The 15,900-nt window shown below is 69.5% G+C and carries 12 protein-coding genes; 6 read left to right on the top strand and 6 right to left on the bottom strand.

The features are described 5' to 3' along the window. Window positions 1–17 precede the first annotated feature (17 nt). Both HW274_RS02385 and HW274_RS02380 read right to left on the bottom strand, forming a co-directional pair. Window positions 18–1,445: an aminobutyraldehyde dehydrogenase gene (locus HW274_RS02385; protein ID WP_075254972.1), complete on the bottom strand. Its 1,428-nt coding sequence runs from the start codon at window positions 1,443–1,445 to the stop codon at window positions 18–20. Window positions 1,446–1,756: 311 nt separating this feature from the next. Beyond that, window positions 1,757–3,337, bottom strand: coding sequence for a PucR family transcriptional regulator (locus HW274_RS02380; RefSeq protein WP_185989111.1), 1,581 nt, complete (start codon window positions 3,335–3,337; stop codon window positions 1,757–1,759). 193 nt (window positions 3,338–3,530) lie between these two features. On the opposite strand from HW274_RS02380, the gene gabT reads away from it, so the two are divergent. The 3 genes from gabT (at window position 3,531) to HW274_RS02365 (ending at window position 7,754) form a co-directional block, all read left to right on the top strand. Continuing rightward, on the top strand, window positions 3,531–4,853 hold the full coding sequence (gene gabT / locus HW274_RS02375) for a 4-aminobutyrate--2-oxoglutarate transaminase (RefSeq protein ID WP_185989110.1): 1,323 nt from the start codon (window positions 3,531–3,533) through the stop codon (window positions 4,851–4,853). Window positions 4,854–4,928: 75 nt separating this feature from the next. After that, window positions 4,929–6,179: a Glu/Leu/Phe/Val dehydrogenase gene (locus HW274_RS02370; RefSeq protein ID WP_075254975.1), complete on the top strand. Its 1,251-nt coding sequence runs from the start codon at window positions 4,929–4,931 to the stop codon at window positions 6,177–6,179. Between the two features lie 39 nt (window positions 6,180–6,218). Beyond that, the gene (locus HW274_RS02365; RefSeq protein ID WP_185989109.1) at window positions 6,219–7,754 is read left to right on the top strand and encodes an NAD-dependent succinate-semialdehyde dehydrogenase; all 1,536 of its coding nucleotides are present in this window, start codon (window positions 6,219–6,221) and stop codon (window positions 7,752–7,754) included. A 114-nt stretch (window positions 7,755–7,868) separates the two neighbouring features. Here HW274_RS02365 and fepB read toward each other — a convergent pair whose 3' ends face one another. The 4 genes from fepB to HW274_RS02345 are packed head-to-tail and all read right to left on the bottom strand — an operon-like array spanning window position 7,869 to window position 12,062. After that, on the bottom strand, window positions 7,869–8,969 hold the full coding sequence (gene fepB / locus HW274_RS02360) for a Fe2+-enterobactin ABC transporter substrate-binding protein (protein WP_075404861.1): 1,101 nt from the start codon (window positions 8,967–8,969) through the stop codon (window positions 7,869–7,871). After that, window positions 8,966–9,958, bottom strand: coding sequence for an ABC transporter ATP-binding protein (locus HW274_RS02355; RefSeq protein WP_185989108.1), 993 nt, complete (start codon window positions 9,956–9,958; stop codon window positions 8,966–8,968). Before HW274_RS02355 ends, fepB begins: the two co-directional genes overlap by 4 nt. After that, on the bottom strand, window positions 9,955–11,073 hold the full coding sequence (locus HW274_RS02350; RefSeq protein ID WP_185989107.1) for an iron chelate uptake ABC transporter family permease subunit: 1,119 nt from the start codon (window positions 11,071–11,073) through the stop codon (window positions 9,955–9,957). Before HW274_RS02350 ends, HW274_RS02355 begins: the two co-directional genes overlap by 4 nt. Continuing rightward, entirely contained in the window at window positions 11,070–12,062 is a 993-nt protein-coding gene (locus HW274_RS02345; RefSeq protein ID WP_260679151.1) for an iron ABC transporter permease, read from the bottom strand. The genes HW274_RS02350 and HW274_RS02345 overlap by 4 nt, the downstream gene beginning before the upstream one ends. 255 nt (window positions 12,063–12,317) lie before the next feature. On the opposite strand from HW274_RS02345, the gene HW274_RS02340 reads away from it, so the two are divergent. Genes HW274_RS02340 through HW274_RS02330 form a run of 3 tightly spaced genes read left to right on the top strand, consistent with a single transcriptional unit; the run spans window position 12,318 to window position 15,897 of the window. After that, the gene (locus tag HW274_RS02340; protein WP_075254998.1) at window positions 12,318–12,842 is read left to right on the top strand and encodes a PadR family transcriptional regulator; all 525 of its coding nucleotides are present in this window, start codon (window positions 12,318–12,320) and stop codon (window positions 12,840–12,842) included. Then, the gene (locus HW274_RS02335) at window positions 12,839–13,687 is read left to right on the top strand and encodes an ABC transporter ATP-binding protein (RefSeq protein ID WP_185989105.1); all 849 of its coding nucleotides are present in this window, start codon (window positions 12,839–12,841) and stop codon (window positions 13,685–13,687) included. The genes HW274_RS02340 and HW274_RS02335 overlap by 4 nt, the downstream gene beginning before the upstream one ends. Then, a complete protein-coding gene (locus HW274_RS02330; protein WP_185989104.1) occupies window positions 13,684–15,897 on the top strand; it encodes an FtsX-like permease family protein in 2,214 nt (737 codons plus the stop codon). Before HW274_RS02335 ends, HW274_RS02330 begins: the two co-directional genes overlap by 4 nt. The last annotated feature ends 3 nt before the right edge of the window (window positions 15,898–15,900 follow it).

Raw genomic sequence — 15,900 nt, 5'->3', positions numbered from 1 at the left:
TGTTAGCTTCCAGGAGGTCACAGAGCACTCATGACGTGCTTGATACGCGTGTAGTCCTCCACGCCGTAGATGGAGAGGTCCTTGCCGTAACCAGACTTCTTGAATCCGCCGTGCGGCATCTCCGCGACGAGGGGGATGTGGGAGTTCACCCAGACGCACCCGAAGTCCAGGTCCCTGCTGAATCGCAGGACACGCTGGTGGTCGGTCGTCCAGATGGACGAGGACAGGGCGTAGTCCACACCGTTGGCCAGGGCCAGGGCCTCGTCGTCGGAGGAGAACTCCTGAACGGTCAGGACCGGCCCGAAGACCTCCTGCTGCACGAGTGCGTCGTCCTGCTTGAGCCCCGAGATGACAGTGGGCGCGTAGTAGTACCCGCTCTCGCCGACGCGGTGGCCACCGGTCAGCAGGTGGGAGTGTGCGGGCCGCTCCTCAACGATCTTCTGCACGGAGGCGAAGTGACGGGCGTTGTTCAGGGGGCCGTAGAACGCCTCCTCCTCCGGAATCGGACCGGTCCGCAAGGACTCGACGTGACGCACCAGCGCATCGGTGAACTCCTTGGCCACCGAGGCCTCGACCAGCACGCGGGTGGCGGCGGTGCAGTCCTGCCCGGCGTTGAACGTCCCTGCGGCGGCGATGCCCTCGGCAGCCGCCTCGATGTCGGCATCGGCGAAGACGACGGCAGGGGCCTTGCCTCCCAGCTCGAGGTGAACACGAGTCACGTTTCCGGCCGCCTGTTCAGCGAGATCCGAGCCGGCGCGCACTGAACCTGTGAGCGCGACCAGCCCGGGCACCGGGTGGGCGCTCATGAGGCGCCCGGTCTCTCCGGTGCCGAGCACCAGGTTGAAGACCCCGGGCGGGAGGATCTCGCCGGCGATCTCAGCAAAGACGATGGCGCTCTCGGGCGTGTTGGCACTCGGCTTGAGCACCACCGTGTTGCCCGCCGCCAGAGCGGGCCCGACCTTCCAGATGAGCATCATGAAGGGGTAGTTCCACGGGACGATCTGCCCGACGACGCCGATGGGCTCACGGCGAATCTGCGAGTTCAGGCCCTCGGCGTACTCGCCCGAGGCGACACCCGACTGGAGTCGTGCGGCTCCGGCGAAGAACCGCAGCTGAGAGGCCCCTGTCAGGACTTCCTCCGCCCGGATCATCTCGGCGAGCTGACCGGTGTTGCGGCGCTGAGCCTCAACAAGGCGGTCGGCATTGGCCTCCAGGGCATCGGCGAGTCGAAGCAGGAGCAGCTGCCGGTCCGCCGGCGTTGTCAGCCGCCAGCTCTCAAAGGCCTTGAGGGCGGCGTCGTAGGCGGCGTCGACATCGGCGGCCCCTGAGACCGGGCACTGCGCCACGACTTGTTCCGTTCGAGGATCCACGACGTCGAACGTGGCATCGGTGGTTGCCGGAACAAATCGTCCGTCAATAAAATTCTGGAGGAGAGGAAGGCTCATGTGAATCACTCTGCTTCTTGGCTTTGGCGGGACGTCGGTGTCGAGATGAGAGTCGAGACGAGAGGTGTCGAGAGTCGAAAAAATGAGACGGCTCAGGCATCTGCTGCCCAAGCTCACGCCGGACCGGCGCAGGCCACATCGCCGCTGGAGCCCGGTGCGACACGCGTTGCGCGACTACAGCGCGGGCTAAGGTCCTAGGTGACGCCAGTATCGTAAACACACACAACCAAGTATGTCGAACGTCACGTTTCACGCTTCAAGGAACCGCAGAAACACGGGGAAAGGTCGCCCCCGCGCAAGGCACCTGGCCGTTACTTCGTCAAAAAATGTAACGCAAACCACAGATTCGCCCGCTGTTCGGCGTCCTCGATGTCGACGCCGAGCGCCCTCCTCAGGCGCACAAGGCGCGCGGGGACGGAGTTGCGATGCACCCCCAGGCGCTCCGCGATGCGCTGCACCGCCCCGGCCTCGCTGAGGTAGACCTCCAGCAGCTCGAGCAGGTCGGGCCGATCCACGACGCTCCCCAAACGAGTGCGCGCGAAGGCGCGGGCCCGATCCTCGTCCAGGAGATCCGTGACCGACGGCAGTCCCGAGGCCTCCCAGCGCACCGCTTGCCCGAGCCGCCGAGCGCCAGTGCAGACGGACAGCGCCTGCTGTGCGGCCCGCGGCAGGTCGGCGACACCGGCACGGCCGCTGACGCCGATCCGCATCCGCCCCGCCCATGGCGTGACACGACTGTCCTTGAGAAGCCCGAGAACGCGTTCGGCCTCACCAAGAACCGTCAGGCGGCCCCCACTCCGGTCCGTGCGCCACAGGAGACGCTCCCCCACCGGAGCCCCCCTCTCCTCGACAAGCAGCCGGGCCAACGCCGTCGAGAGCCCGGCGACAGCGGCACTATCGCCCTCGAGGCAGATGACGCGCCATTGATGGCCGCCGTCGGGTCCGATCATCGACCGCCGCGGCGGAGACGGAAGGCGTGTGAGGACGAGAACCCGGGCCTGATCGGCCAGAGCCATCCCCTGCGCGACCTCACCTGCCAGGAGATGCCCGGTTGATGCCCCCACGAGCTGGAGGAGCCATCCGGTGAACGCCTTGGAGGACTCAGCGATGAGATTCAGGAATGACCAGGCGAGATCGACTCCCAGGGCCTGGGCGCGCGTGAGCGTCTCCCACTGCACGGTCGCCAGGTAGCTCTCGGGCTCCCCGGTCATGCCGACAGGACGGACAACCAGCCGCATGTCGCCAAGGTCGACCGCCCCGGCTCCTCGCATCCCTCCCGGACGGATCCTGGCGATGCACTCGGCGACCTCGTCGTCGATCTGCGGGGCTGCCGGACCGAAGGGACCGACCACTGTGCGGCCCGCGGCGTCCCGTAAGGACACCTCCCCTCGCAGGATCGAGGCCAGGGCGCGCATGATCGCGCTCTGGTTGTCCTTGGCGGCCGCGCGCGTCAGCTGCTGCAGGACCAGGATCTCCTCGTCGCCCGCCCCCTCAGCGCCGACCGCAGGCCCGGCCGCCTGAAGCATGGCCCCCACATCACGGCTGATGGAGGCGAAGGAGACATCGAGGGGGACCTCGAGGAGATTGAGTCCTCCGACACGGCAGGCCTCGCGCAGGTCGTCGGGCACGGCGTCGAAGGCAATGCCGGTTCCTAGCCCGAGCGCGGCGACTCCTGCCTCGACCAGTGATGCCACGTACTGCCGCCATGTGCCCGCCTCGGTGTCGGCCATGACGAGGCCCGTGGTGAGAACCAACTCACCACCCTCGAGGTAGGAAGCCGGTTGCAGGAGCTCGGTCGCGACGACCCAGGTGACTGCGGCGCTCGGTGCGGGCAGGAGCACCGCGCGAACCCCCAGTTCCGCTCGATCCACGAGATCCGACACCAGCACCATGCCTGGATTCAAACACTGTTCTGTGCGTGCTGCACAGGATTCGTGAAATCTTGTGCAGCACGCTTAGGTGCTCTGCCCTAGGCACAGGCTTAGCCTGAAGCAGAACTCATAGCCGAGCTCGTTTCTACGACATCCCCGGAGCGCTCTGTTCCACTGCAGCTCTCCGCCCGTCACGACACACTGTGAGGTCCACATGGCAACGCTGCCCCAGACCATTCATCTCGCCACTCCACTGCCCGGCCCCGAGGCCCGTACCCTTGACGAACGCGCCGGCACCGCACTACCACGCGCCCTGACCGCAGCCATGCCGACCTTCGCACGGCGCACGGACCGCGGTGTCCTGGAGGACGTGGACGGCAACCGTCTCATCGACTTCGGATCAGGCATCGCGGTGACGACCGTGGGCGGAGCGGCGGCGCCCGTCGTCGCTGCGATCCAGAAGCAGGCCGAGAATCTGACACACACCTCCTTCGCCGTCACGAGGTACGCCGGGTACATCGAGGTCGCCGAACGCCTGAACGCACTGACTCCGGGCAGCTTCCCGAAGAAGACCGCGTTGTTCAACTCCGGGGCGGAGGCCGTCGAGAACGCCATCAAGCTCGCCCGGAGGTACACCGGCCGCCAGGCAGTGGTCTGCTTCGACCACGCCTTCCACGGACGCACCTCCCTGACCATGGGACTGACGGCCAAAGTCGCCCCCTACAAGGGCGGCTTCGGTCCCTTCGCCCCGGAGCTCTACCGGGTCCCCGGCTCCTACCCCTACCGAGACGGGTTGGACGGCGAGGCCGCCGCCGAGCGCACGATCAGTCAGATCGAGAAGCAGGTGGGGGCCTCCTCCGTCGCCGCTGTCATCATCGAGCCCATTCAGGGCGAAGGCGGGTTCATCGTTCCGGCGCCAGGCTTCCTCAGCGCGCTCCAGCGCTGGTGCCGTGACAACGGCGCCGTCTTCATCGCCGACGAGATTCAGTCGGGAATCGCTCGCACCGGGGCGTGGTTCGCCTGTGACCACGAGGGAGTCGTTCCCGACCTGGTGACGACCGCGAAGGGCCTGGCCGGGGGCATGCCGCTGTCGGCAGTCACCGGTTCGGCCGAGATCATGGACTCCGCCGAACCGGGCGCCCTCGGAGGAACCTACTGCGGCAACCCCCTGGCCTGCGCCGCCGCCCTGGCGGCCCTGGACATGATCGAGGAGCACGATCTCCTTGAACGGGCTCGCGCGATCGGCGAGGCCGGCATCCGCCTGATGGAGCAGTGGCAGGCGAAGGATCCTCGCATCGGCGAGGTCCGGGGCAAGGGCGCCATGATGGCTCTCGAGCTCGTCGACCCCGTCTCACAGAAGCCCGATGCCGCTCTGACCGCCGCCGTCGCACAGGCCGCGCGCGCACGCGGTCTGATCCTGCTCACCTGCGGCACCTACGGCAACGTCATCCGCCTGCTACCGCCGGTCACCATGCCAGACGAGCTGTTCGTCGAGGGCATGGGGATTCTTGAGCAGGCACTCCGAGACCAGTCCTGACACCCCACCCACTTCTCGAGGCCGTACCGGCCTCAGCTCACGTTCCTCCACCCGACCAGTCCAGGAGACAGCTCTATGCCCTCGACCCAGAACCCCCTCGCCGACGCTCGGACACAGCTCGCCGAGGCGATCCAGTTCCTCGGCTTCGACGAAGGAATGCGCCGCATGCTCGAAACCGCCCGGAAGGAGGTGACAGTCTCCATCCCGCTGCGACGCGACGACGGCACGATGGACCTGTATATCGGGCACCGCGTCCAGCACAACATCTCTCGAGGCCCAGCGAAGGGAGGAATCCGATACTCCCCCAACGTGGACCTTGACGAGGTCCGGGCGCTGGCCATGTGGATGACGTGGAAGTGCGCTCTTCTCAACCTGCCCTACGGCGGCGCGAAGGGCGGTGTCCAGGTCGATCCACGGGCCCACTCGGAACGAGAGCTCGAGCGTCTGACCCGGCGCTACACCTCGGAGCTGATCCCCCTGATCGGCCCCGACAAGGACATCCCCGCTCCCGATATGGGGACCGATGAGAAGACCATGGCGTGGATGATGGACACCTACTCGGTGGCCACCGGGCACACCGTGCTGGGAACCGTCACGGGCAAGCCTGTTGACCTCGGCGGCTCACAGGGGCGGGCCGCCGCCACCTCCCGCGGCGTCGTCTACTCCGTCCTCAACGCGATGGAGAGCATCGGGGTGAATCCCTCGCAGGCCACCGCGGTCGTTCAGGGCTTCGGCAAAGTCGGTCGCGGCGCTGCTCGCTTCCTCCACGAGGCGGGCGTGAAGGTCCTGGCCGTGGCGGACGTCTACAGCACGATTCGCAACGACAAGGGTATCGACATCCCCGCGCTCGAGGCCTTCGTGGATGAGACCGGTACCGTCGACGGATTCCCCGGTGCGGACCCGATGCCTGCGAGCGAGCTGTTCGCCGTCGCCTGCGACGTCGTCGTTCCTGCGGCGATCGAGGGGGTCATCACCGAGCAGACGGCGCCGATGATCGATGCCAAGCTGGTCGTCGAGGGCGCCAACGGGCCGACGACGCCCGCGGCCGACGCGATCCTGGCGGACAAGGGGATCCTGGTCGTGCCGGATATCCTCGCCAACGCCGGAGGCGTCATCGTGTCCTACTTCGAGTGGGTGCAGGCCAACCAGTCCTACTGGTGGACCGAGGCCGAGGTCAATGAGCGTCTTCGTACCAGGATGGACCGAGCCTGGGAGGAGGTCACGGACTTCTCCAAGGATCACGGCCTCTCGCTGCGCACCGCGGCGACGACGATGGCCGTCAAGCGCGTCGCCGAGGCCCACGTCGCCCGCGGGCTCTACCCGTGATGCGTGGCAGGCGACAGTCGATACTCAGGGAGCACAACCATGGCTGACACAAGACCCGGCGCGGCGGCTGGCACGGCGGCGGCGTACACGACTCTCGGAGCCCACCCGGCTCTGGCCGACTACCTGCGCAGGATCCGCCCTGAGGAGGGGATGCTCCTGGGCGGGCGGATGACGGCAGCGTCCGACGGCGGGACCTTCGACGTCGTCGATCCTGCCAGTAACGCCGTATTCGCACGCTGCACGGATGCGACGACGGAGGACGCCGCACGCGCCGTCGACGCCGCCTCCGAGGCGCTGCCGGCATGGAGCGCCACCCCGCCCCGGCAGCGCGCGGAGCTGCTGCGGACCCTATTCGACCTCATGGTGGGCCAGGTCGAGGAGCTCGCGGTGCTCATCAGCGCTGAGAACGGTAAGTCCCTGGATGACGCCAGGGCGGAGGTTCTCTACGCGGCGGAGTTCTTCCGATGGTTCTCCGAGGAGGCGGTGCGCACCGAGGGCGGTTTCGGCACCTCCCCGGCGGGCGGCACCCGAACGATCGTCACGCACCGGCCGATCGGGGTGGTCGCCATGATCACCCCCTGGAACTTCCCTGCGGCGATGGGGACCCGCAAGATCGCCCCGGCCCTGGCCGCCGGGTGCACGGTGGTACTCCGCCCGGCGTCCCTCACACCTCTGACAGCGGTGGCGCTGAGCCATCTGATCCTGCAGGCCGGCGTGCCCGCGGGCGTGGTGAACATCGTGCCCTCGAGCCGTTCCGCGGAGGTGTCGACGACGTGGCTGGAGGACCCCCGGGTCCGAGCGGTCTCCTTCACCGGGTCCACTCAGGTCGGCCGTGTGCTCATGAAGCAGGCGGCGGAGAAGGTGCTGGTGTCGTCCATGGAGCTCGGGGGCAACGCGCCCTTCGTGGTGGCGGCCGATGCCGATGTCGACGCCGCGGTGACGGGCGCTGTTCAGGCCAAGCTCAGGGGTGGTGGCGAGGCCTGCACCGCCGCCAACCGCTTCTACGTCCACCAGGACGTCGCCCAGGAGTTCACCGAGAAGTTCTCCGCCGTCGTCCGCAACCTGAGGGTCGGGCCGGCTCTGGCGGACGAGGCGAACCAGATCGGCCCCCTGGTGACAACGGCTGCCCGCGACAAGATCAACGCCCTGGTGGACGGGGCGGTGGCCGGAGGCGCCGTCGTCTACGCCGAGTCCTCCTGGCCCCAGGAGTCTGCGGGGGCGTTCATACCGGTGCGGGTGCTCACGAATGTCGCCCCCGACGCCGAGATCGTGCGCACTGAGATCTTCGGCCCCGTCGCCCCGATCATCACCTGGGACGATGAGGACGAGCTGCTGACGTGGATCAACGACACCGACTACGGGCTGTCAGGCTATGTCTTCTCCCGTGACCTCGGGTGGGCGCTGCGCCTGGCCGAGCGCATGGAGGTCGGAATGGTCGGCATCAACCGTGGGCTCGTATCCGATCCCGCCGCCCCCTTCGGCGGCGTCAAGCAGTCCGGCATCGGGCGTGAGGGCGCGCGTGAGGGGATCCGCGAGTTCCAGGAGACTCAGTACTACTCGGTCGCCTGGAGCTGAGGGGTCTGCTCCCCAGCAGTGCTCGGCTGCGGGAGTCGATGCCATCGATATGTGTTGGTGCCCCGGGCCGAGAGCCCGGGGCACCAGCACGTTGACGCTCAGGTCGTCAGCGGTTCAGGAGGCCTTGGGGTAGGCCTTCTGGACGGCCTCGAGCATCTCGAGGGCCGAGTAGTAGTCCAGTCGGAAGGACGAGGGCGGCATGTACTGCACCTTGCCACCGGTCACCGGGGCCGCCGAGCTGAAGGTCTCGTTGGTGGTGACGGCGTTCTTCGCGGTCTCGTCAGCGGCGATGACCACCCAGTTCTCACCGGTCAGTCCCGCCTGGACGTTCTCCGGCGAGAGCTGGACGATGTCCTTGCGATCGCCCATGGACTGGTCGCCCTTGACGCTGTCGGGGACGGCGGCAATGGTGAAGCCCAGGTCCTTGAGGAGCTGGGCCTGCGGGGCCTCCTCGGTGAAGGCGTTGGCGCCCTTGGTGCCGTCCCCGGGGACGGTGAAGACCGAGGTCGCCCCCTTCGGGACGGAGATGGCGCTCTTGGCCTTCTCAGCCTTGGTGGTGTAGTCCTTGACGACGGCGTCGGCCTTGGCCTGGCGGCCGGTGGCCTGCCCCAGGGTCTTGGTGACGTCCTGCCAGGAGTGCGAACCGTAATCGATGACGAGGACGGGCACCTCGAGCTGGCGCAGGCTCTCGACGACCTTGGCGGCCGAGTCCTGTCCGGTCTTGGCCACGATGATGAGGTCGGGGTTGCTGCCCGCGACCGTCTGGGCGAGGTTGTCCTCGGTGCCGTCGATGGCCTTGACGCCCTTGTCGGTGGCCTGCTTGGACCACTGGGTGAAGAAGCCGTTGTCGTCGGTCTTCTCATCCTTCTTCTTGGCCGGCGTCGAGGCGACCACCGGGGCGTCGAGGGCCAGCAGCGATCCGGTCAGGGTCACGGAGGTGGACACGATGCTCTTGGGCTCGGCCTTGATCTCGACGTCGACGCCGTCGTCCCCCTTGATGGTGACCGGCCAGGTGACCTTGGTGGAGGCCTCGGCCGAGGCGGCACCGGAGGCTCCGGCTGAGGCCGCTCCGGAGGCCCCTGCGGAGCCGGCGGCGGTGGAGGTGGAGGTTGAGCTGGAGGAGCCGCAGGCCACCAGGCCGGTGCTCAGCACCATGGCTGCCACGGCGAGGAGGCCCTGCCTCAGGCGGCTGGAGCGCCGCGAGGATGCGTTCATCTATCTGTGTTCCTTTCTTGTCCGTCCTGCTGGGAACGAGCAGTCGGGCTGGTTCCTGCCGAGGCGGGATCGGCAGAGGGCTGCGGGGCCGGACCTCCGGTGGAGTCGGTGGGAGCGGCGCGGGTCGCGGCAGAGTCAGGGCCGGCCGGCGCATTCGCGCCCAGATGACGGGGCACCACCATGGGGGTGCCGGCCACCGGGTCAGGGGCGATGACGGCCGCCAGGCCGAAGACCTCCTCAACGAGGTCCTCGGTGAGGATCGCGCGCGGGGAGCCGGTGGTGCGGACCCGGCCCTCGTGCATGACGATCATGTGCTCGGCGCAGCGCGCCGCCTGGTTGAGGTCGTGCAGGACGGCCACCACCGTGCGGCCGTCGGCGTTGAGGCGGCGGCACAGCTGGAGGATGTCGACCTGGTGGGCCAGGTCGAGGAAGGTGGTGGGCTCATCGAGCAGGATCGTCTCGGTGCCCTGAGCCAGGGCCAGGGCGATCCACACGCGCTGGCGCTGGCCGCCACTGAGCTCGTCGACGGGGCGGGCGGCCAGCTCGGTGACCCCCACCATCTCCATGGCCTCCTCAACGGCCTGCCTGTCCTGCCGCGACCACTGGCGGAACAGGCCCTGGTGGGGGAAGCGACCGCGGGCCACGAGATCGCGCACCAGCATGCCGCCGGGCACGGTGGCGCTCTGGGGCAGCAGGCCGACCCGACGGGCGACCTCCTTGGTGCCCAGGCGAACGATGTCGGCGCCGTCGAGGAGTACCGCTCCTCGGGCGGGCCGGTGCAACCGGGCCAGGGCACGCAGCAACGTGGACTTCCCGCAGGCGTTGGGCCCCACGATGGCGGTGAAGACACCGGCGGGGATATCGACGTCGAGGTTGTGGGAGACCACGTGGCGCTCGTAGGCGATGGTCGCGCCCCGGGCGGCCAGGCGAGCCCCGGGGGCGGCCGGTCCGGCGGCGGTGTTCGACTCGGTCGAGGGCAGGTCGGTCACAGGGTTCTCCTTCCGCGCGCCGCCACGGTCAGCGCCACCATGAGGTAGAGGCCGCCGACGGCGTTGGTCACCACGCTCACGGGCATCGACTCGAGTACGAGCTGGCTGAGCAGGTCGGCACCCACCATCAGAAGGCTCCCGGTCAGGCCGCTCACGAGCAGCGGGGACTGCGGGGAGCCGGTGAGGAGACGGGCCAGGTGAGGGGCCACGAGGGCCACGAAGCCGATGGGGCCGGCCGCCATCGTCACCACCGCCACCAGCACGGTGCCCAGCAGGATGAGAACGGCGCTGGCGCGGCGGGTGGGGCTGCCCAGGATGGTGGCCACCTGCTCCCCCAAGGCCAGGACCTGCAGGTGGCGGGAGGCCAGGAGGATGAGGGCGACGGTGACCCCGATGGCCAGGCAGGTCGGGGCCACCACCGGCCACCGGGCGGCCCCGAGGGTGCCGGTGATGGCCTTGAGGGCGCCCAGGCCCTCGTCGTCGTCGACCCGCACCAGCAGCCAGCGGTTGACGGAGACGAGCATGGAGCTGATGGCGATCCCCACGAGGATGAAGCGCAGACCGGTGAATCCGCCGCGCAGGGAGACGAGGTAGGTCACCGTTCCGACGGCGGCCCCGCCGATGAAGGAGGCCAGGGAGGCCGAGAGCATGGAGCCGGGCAGGAGGAGGATGCTGACGAGGATCCCGGTCTGCGCACCCGTGCTGAAACCGATGAGGTCGGGTGAGCCCAAGGGGTTGCGGGTGATGGTCTGGAAGAGGGCGCCGGCCACGCCCAGGGCCAGGCCCGCCACGAGCCCCAGCACGATCCGGGGCAGCTTCCACTTCACCACGACGACCTGGACGATCTTGCGCCCCTGCCCCTGGAGCGCGTCGATGACCTCCTGGGTGGAGACGGGGAACTTCCCCAGACGCAGAGAGACCACCGCCACTGCGAGGCTGAGCACCAGCAGCATGAGGCCGACGATGACATGGCTCGGGGCGATGAGCACCGACCAGCGGCCGACGACGATCCACAGGCGTCCGGCGTCGGCCCCCACGTGGAGGCTGCGCCGCGGGCCGATGCCGGCGGCAGGACGCACCGGAGCGGCGGCCCGGACCGGCCTGATTCCCCTCATGAGGCCCGGTCCTTCATCCGCAGGACCATGAGCAGCAGGACGGGTGAGCCGACGAAGGCCGTCAGCAGACCGACCTGCATCTCACCAGGACGGGCCAGGACGCGGCCCAGGACATCGGCGGCCAGGACGACGACGGGGCCGCCCAACGCACACAGGGCCACGATCCAGCCCCGGTGGGGTCCCATGAGCCAGGAGGCCGTCAGCGGCGCCATGAGTCCGACGAACCCGATGGGGCCGGCCACCGTGGTGGCGGTGGCGCACAGGAGCGTGACGACCACCAGGCTCAGGCCCCGCACGAGGGCGACCCGGGTGCCCAGCGCGGCGGCGACGTCGTCGCCCAGGGCGATGTTGTCCAGGGCGCCGGCCAGCAGGATGGCCGCGCCGGTCCCCGCCACCACGAGGGCGGCCACGGGCAGCAGGGGGATGTCGGTGCGGGTCAGGGAGCCGACCTCCCAGTCGATGAAGGTGCGGAACAGGTTCGGCATCGTCAGCACGACACCCCGGATGACCGCCCCGGCGAAGGCCGAGAAGGCGACACCGATGAGCACCAGGCGCACCGGCGAGGAGCTCGAGGCGCCGATCATGCCGATGACCTGGACCAGTGCGGTCGCCACCAGCGCTCCGCCCGCGGCCAGGGCCAGCTGGTTGGAGATCGGGAGCACGCCGAGCGCGGCGGTTCCCAGGACGATGCCCAGCGATGCCCCGGCGTTGACACCGAGCAGTCCAGGCTCGGCCAGGGGGTTGCGGGTGACGGTCTGCATCACCGCGCCGGCCACCGCCAGGGCGGTCCCGACGAGCACGCCCATGATGGTGCGCTGCACGCGCAGGACGTTGATGTTGTAGGAGATGTTGGAGGCGTCGGGGTGGAGCAGGTAGTGGGCGACCTGGCCGGCGGGGATCTTGGAGGAGCCGACGAACAGGGAGGCCAGGACGCACAGGGCCAGCAGGATGGCCGCGGTCAGGAGAATGGCCGGGCGGCGTGCGATCACGCGAGCACTCACCTCCGCCACTGCCTGAGAACGGGGGTGAGAACGGCCCCGAGGACCCTAATCGGCATCTACTCTCCCCACACCTGAAGTACAAAGGTCAACCTAACCTAAGATGTCAGCCAGAGTCTGTCAAACACAGGCTGGCCTGTTGGTTTATTCACCGTATTACCCCCACCCAACAGCACGGACATGCTCGTGCATATCCTCCTCACGGAGTATGTCGTGCGCGTATGCACTCAGTGCATAGTGATGGACATGGAATCCAGACTCACTCTTCTTGGGCTGCTCAGCGCCGGGCCCGGGCACGGATACGACCTCAAACGCTCCTGGGACCACTGGTTCGCCGCCTCCAAGCCGCTGGCCTACGGCCAGGTCTACGCCACGCTCGCCCGCCTGGTGCGCGACGGGCTCATCACTCAGATCGAGACCGAGCCCGGCGCCGGCCCGGAGCGCAAGCGCTACGAGGTCACCGACGCCGGGCGCCAGAGCGTCGAGCAGTGGCTGCTGACCCCGGTCACCCCGGCCGGCGACGTCCAGGCCGACATCTTCGCCAAGACCGTCATCGCCCTCATGCTCGACGACGACGCCGGACGCCTCCTCGACCTCCAGCGCGCCGAGCACATGGCGCGTATGCGCGAGCTGACCCGCCTCAAGCAGGACGGAGACCTGCGCACGGTGCTGCTGGCCGACCACGCCCTGTTCCACATCGAGGCCGACCTGCGCTGGATGGAGACCACCGCGGCCCGCCTGAGCGAGCTGCGCGAGGAGGTGCGCTCATGAACGCCACCCCCGTCACCACCGCCGTTACCGCCGGCGTCACGACCGCCGGAGTCACGCCCCCTCCCGGTCGGGGCGCGACTGATCTGCCGGGCGAGGTCATCATGCGCGCCCACGGCCTGGAGATGAGCTTCGGGCAGACCGACGCGCTGCGCGGCGTCGACCTGGATGTCGCAGCCGGTGAGGTCCTGGCCGTCACCGGCCCGTCAGGCTCGGGGAAGTCCACGCTCCTGCACGTCATGGCCGGGGTCCTCGTGCCCGACGCCGGGCGCGTCGACTACCACGGAGGCGACACGACCCAGGACATCGCGGCCCTCGACGAGGCCGCCCGCAGCCGCCTGCGCCTGAAAGAGTTCGGCTTCATCTTCCAGTTCGGCCAGCTCCTGCCGGACCTCTCCGCCCTGGACAACGTCACCATCCCCTTGCTCCTGGCGGGCACCCCGCGCCGGCGGGCGCTGGCCCAGGCCCGCGAGACCCTGGGCGAGCTGGGGCTGAGCGAGCACCTGGACAAGCGCCCCACCCAACTCTCGGGCGGCCAGGCGCAGCGGGCCGCCGTCGCGCGGGCGCTGGTGACCAACCCGCGTCTGCTCTTCGCCGACGAACCCACCGGCTCCCTGGACTCCCTGGCCGCCGAACGGACCATGGAGGTGCTCCTGAACTCGGTGCGTTCCCGAGGCGCCGCCCTGGTCATCATCACCCATGACGCGCGCGTCGCAGCCTACGCCGACCGAGAGGTCACCGTGCGCGACGGTCGCATCGGCCCCGGGGCCACGCACACCGCAGCCGGCCCGAGCCGGCCGGGGAACGCAGAGCCGGGAAGCCCGGGCAGTGAGAGGAGCCGGTCATGAGCCGCATCGCCCTGACCCGGCTGCTCGTCGCCAACGACCGCTCCGCCCGGCGCCGCCTGGCCGGGATCGTCGCCGGCGTCATGGTGGGGGTGACCCTGTTCCTCATGCTGCTGGCCGCCGCCCAGGCCTTCCCCGAACGCAGCATGCGCTCGAGCTGGGCGTCCACCGCCCTCATGCCCGGCCTCCCCGGGCAGTCGAACCACACCGACCTCCGGCCCGACCATGCCCTCACCGCCGGCGAGCTGGCCGTCGCCACCAACGTCGACGTCGTCGGCAACCAGACGATCACCGTGCTGAGGGTGGCCCTGCCGAAGTCGGGCACCACCTCGGTGAGGATCCCGGGCTCCGACACCGTCCCCAAGCCGGGCGAGTACCTGGCCTCCCCCACCCTGGCCAAGCGCATCGCATCCCTACCCGCCGACCAGCTCGGCAACCGCTACGGCAAGCAGGTAGGGGTCCTGTCACCCGAGGCCGTCGAGGGCCCGGACTCGCTGGTGGCCGTCGTCGGGACGGACCTGGGGACCGTGGCGACCTCCAACTTCTACATCCCGCCCCAGGTGGTCACCTCCTTCCAGGGCATCCCCTACGAGAACGAGGCGTATCGGATCGCCACGATCGTCGGTGCCATCGCGGTGCTCGTGCCCGCGCTGCTGCTCGTCGGGATCGTCACGGATCTGGGGGCGGCGCAGCGGGCCGAGCGCTTCGCCACGCTGCGCCTCATCGGGGCCACGCCCCAGCAGGTCGCCCGCACCGCGGCCCTCGAGATCGGGGCGACCACCTTCGTCGGCGCCCTGGCGGGCGTGGCCCTCTACCTGGCCCTGATCCCGCTGGCCGCGCAGATCACACTGAAGTCGAGTCGCTTCTACTACTCCGACCTGCTGCGCTCACCGGTCAACGCGGTCATCGCCGTCGTCGTGACCACGGCGGGAGCGGCGGCCGTGGCCTGGTGGCGCACGCGACGGGCCGACCTCGGGCCGCTGGGCGGCTCCCGTGAGCGCACCGAGCGCCGCCCCCGCCTCATCTCGCTGGCACCCGTGATCCTGGGGACGGCGGGGCTGATCAGCACCCCGACGGTGGCCCACCAGAACTCCGATCTGACTATCTACCTGCTCCCGGTCTCCTTCCTGTGCGCGATGCTGGGGCTGCTGTGGGCCGGGCCGGTCCTGACCTGGTGGGTGGCGCGAGGCGGCAGGGCCCTGGCCCGTTCCGCGGCACAGGTCATCGGCTTCAACCGGATCACACAGCACCCCCGGGCGGTCTTCCGGGCGGTGGCGGGCGTGGTCGTCGCCGTCTACGCCATGACGGTGTTCGCCGTCGCCATCACGGTGGCCGCCGGGACCCGTGACGTCACCCAGGGTGGTGGGCATCTGAGCCCTACGTCGCTCGAGGCGACGCCGGCGGTCAGCGACGAGGGCGCCCTGAACAGCGCCGTCGGCCGGCTCGCCGCCGTGCCCGGGGTGACGACGGTCGCCGTGGGGAGGATCAGCGGGGACGGCAAGCAGGACAGCCGGGTCATCCTCGAGGCCGACAAGGCCGAGGCCCTCGGGGCGCCGCACGTGGCGTCCCCGGATGGCGCGGTGAGCATCAGTACCCGCTGGCTGTACGAGAACGCGGCGGCCTCGCCGTCGCCGGTCAGCGCCGAGGAGCTGGCGAGTGCCCGTGAGCACTGCGCGCCCATCGTCCTGGTGGGCACCGATCCGGCCAGCCCCGGGGCCGTCGAGCGAGCCCGCACCGCCCTGGCCACCTCCGGCCTGGCCCTGGGGACCGCCCCAACCTCACCCAGCTCGATCCAGGCCCTCCAGGACACCGCCATGGAGAACCAGTTCGCCCAGCTGGGCTACATCGGCATCCTCATCGCCGCGGGCATCTCCGCGGTCTCGCTGGGGGTCTCAACGGTGGCGGCGCTACTGGGGCGCCGGCGGGTCCTCGGTCTGCTACGGCTGGTCGGCATGCCGGCGGCGACGCTGCGCTCCATGGTGTCCTACGAGACGATGCTGCCGGCGGTCACCGCCCTGGCCATGAGCATCGGTCTGGGCTGGCTGACCGCATGGGCTCTGGTCGGCGGGGTATCGGGGCGCCGCATCAGCTGGCCGGGCGGCGGTTACTGGCTGGCGCTGGGGGCGTGCCTGGCGCTGGTGGTGGTGGCGGCCCTGGCCAGTGCCCGCTACGGCCGGCGCATGCTGGCCGGCACCACCGTCCGATTCGAGTAGAAG

This window comes from Actinomyces sp. oral taxon 169 (assembly GCF_013394715.1).
In the GTDB taxonomy this organism is placed as follows: domain Bacteria; phylum Actinomycetota; class Actinomycetes; order Actinomycetales; family Actinomycetaceae; genus Actinomyces.
This window is presented reverse-complemented; position numbering and strand designations above follow the sequence as displayed.